The sequence below is a fragment of the Mesorhizobium sp. M1A.F.Ca.IN.020.06.1.1 genome, from assembly GCF_004023265.1.
Classification (GTDB): Bacteria; Pseudomonadota; Alphaproteobacteria; order Rhizobiales; family Rhizobiaceae; genus Mesorhizobium.
This window is the reverse complement of the sequence record NZ_RZSR01000866.1, coordinates 1-2,562: the sequence shown is the minus strand read 5'-3', so window position 1 is coordinate 2,562 and position 2,562 is coordinate 1. Positions and strand designations below refer to the sequence as shown.

The window sequence follows — 2,562 nt, the reverse complement described above, 5'->3', positions numbered from 1 at the left end:
CAACGACTGCGTCGCCCGCCACATCGACGGCGGCCTCGACCCGTTCACCGCCTCTATGGCCAAATACTGGCTGTCCGACCTGCAGGGCAAAGTCGTCGACGAATGCCTTCAACTGCATGGCGGCTATGGCTACATGAACGAATATCCGATCGCCCGCATGTTCCGCGACGCCCGCGTCCAGCGCATCTACGGCGGCACCAACGAGATCATGAAATTGCTGATCGGGCGCTCTCTGTGAGCGCAGCGACCGGCAAATCCAAGGAGCACGAAAATGGCCGAAGCTTATGTCTATGACGCCGTGCGCACGCCGCGCGGCCGAGGCAAGAAGGATGGCTCGCTGCACGAGGTGCCGGCGGTGCGGCTCGCGGCAAAGACGCTTGAGGCGCTGCGTGACCGCAACGCGCTCGACACCGGCACGGTCGACGACATCATCTTCGGCTGCGTCGATCCGGTCGGCGAAGCGGGCTCGGTCATTCCGCGCGCCGCCGCCTTCGAGGCCGGCTACGACACCAGGGCGCCCGGCATGCAGATATCGCGCTTCTGCGCTTCCGGACTCGATGCCATCAATTTCGGCGCGGCCAAGATCGCGCAAGGCGCGGACGAGATCGTCATTGCCGGGGGCGTAGAATCCATGTCACGTGTCGGCATGGGCATGTCCGGCGGCGCCTGGTTCATGGACCCCTCCGTCGGCCTTCCCGGCTGGTTCGTGCCGCAGGGCATCTCGGCCGACCTGATCGCGACGAAATACGGGTTCAGCCGCGACGACGTCGACGCTTACGCCGTCGAGAGCCAGAAGCGCGCCGCCAAGGCGTGGGACGACGGCCGCTTCAAGAATTCGGTGGTCCCGATCAAGGACCAGAACGGCCTCACCATCCTCGACCGTGACGAGCACATGCGGCCTTCGACCGACATGCAGTCGCTCGCCTCGCTCAATCCGTCCTTCGTCATGCCGGGCGAGATGGGCGGGTTCGATGCGGTGGCCGTGCAGAAGCATCCGGCAGTCGAGGAAGTGAACCACGTCCACCATGCCGGCAACTCGTCCGGCATCGTGGACGGCGCCGCTGCTGTACTGCTCGGCTCCAAGAAGGCCGGCAAGGCCATGGGCCTGAAGCCCCGCGCGCGCATCCGCTCGTTCGCCAATATCGGTTCCGAGCCGGTGCTGATGCTGACCGGCCCGGTCGACGTCACCGAAAAGCTCTTGAAGCGTGCCAAAATGAAGCTGTCGGACATCGACCTCTTCGAGCTCAACGAGGCCTTCGCTTCCGTTGTGCTGCGCTACATGCAGGCCTTCAACATCCCGCATGACCAGATCAACGTCAATGGCGGCGCGATCGCCATGGGCCATCCGCTCGGCGCCACCGGCGCGATGATCTTCGGCACGGTGCTGGACGAGCTGGAGCGCCGGGACCTGAACACCGCGCTGGTCACGCTCTGCATCGGCGCCGGCATGGGCACTGCCACCATCATCGAACGCGTCTGACGGGGAGAGAAAAGATGAGCTACACCAATTTCACCCTCGACATGGACGCCGATGGGATCGCGCTGGTCACCTGGGACATGCCGGGCCGCTCGATGAACGTCTTCACCGAAGAGGCGATGCGCGAGCTCAACGCCATCGTCGATCGTGTGGCGGGCGACGCCGCCATCAAAGGCGCGGTCATCACCTCCGGCAAGGACAGCTTCTCCGGCGGTGCCGACATCACCATGCTGCAGAAGATGCTCGCCACCTTCGCCGTCGAAAAGGAAAACGACCTCGAAAAGGCGACCAAGGCGCTGTTCGACAATGCCGGTTACATGACCGGTCTGTTCCGCAAGATCGAGACCTGCGGCAAGCCGTGGGTGTCGGCGATCAACGGCACCTGCATGGGCGGCGCCTTCGAGATGTCGCTCGCCTGCCACGGCCGCGTCGCGGCCGATTCCGACAAGGTGAAGATGGCGCTTCCCGAGGTGAAGATCGGCATCTTCCCGGGCGCCGGCGGCACCCAGCGCGTGCCGCGGCTGACCGATCAGCAGCAGGCGCTGCAGATGCTGACCAGCGGCCAGAATCTGACGCCGCAAAAGGCGAAGTCGATGGGCCTGATCCACGAGATCGCCGAGCCGAAGAAGCTTGTCGAGACCGCCAAGGCGATGATCAAAAACGGCCTGAAGCCGGTGGCGCCATGGGACGAAAAGGGTTTCAAGCTGCCCGGCGGTCCGATCTATTCGGCGGCCGGCGCCAATCTCTGGCCGCCGGCCATCGCCATCCTGCGCCGCGAGACCTTTGGCAACTATCCGGCGGCCGCCGCGATCCTGAAATGCGTCTATGAGGGCCTGCTGGTGCCCTTCGACACCGGGCTCCGGATCGAGCAGCGCTACTTCACCGAGATCATGCAGACCAAGGAAGCGGCGGCGATGATCCGCTCGCTTTTCGTGTCGCTGCAGGAACTGAACAAGGGCGCGCGCCGCCCGACCGGCGTGCCGGACAGCAAGTTCAAGAAGATCGGCATACTCGGCGCCGGCTTCATGGGCGCCGGCATTGCCTATGTCACGGCCAGGGCCGGCATTCCGGTCGTGCTGCTCGAC

3 protein-coding genes are annotated in these 2,562 nt (G+C 64.8%); all 3 read left to right on the top strand.

The features are described 5' to 3' along the window. Positions 1-238 (top strand): acyl-CoA dehydrogenase family protein (locus tag EOA60_RS28215; protein WP_281060787.1); only part of this gene is annotated, 238 nt, incomplete at its 5' end. A 33-nt stretch (positions 239-271) separates the two neighbouring features. Next, on the top strand, positions 272-1,480 hold the full coding sequence (locus EOA60_RS28210) for an acetyl-CoA C-acetyltransferase (protein WP_128312257.1): 1,209 nt from the start codon (positions 272-274) through the stop codon (positions 1,478-1,480). A gap of 14 nt (positions 1,481-1,494) precedes the next feature. Beyond that, positions 1,495-2,562 (top strand): enoyl-CoA hydratase-related protein (locus tag EOA60_RS28205; protein ID WP_206628280.1); only part of this gene is annotated, 1,068 nt, incomplete at its 3' end.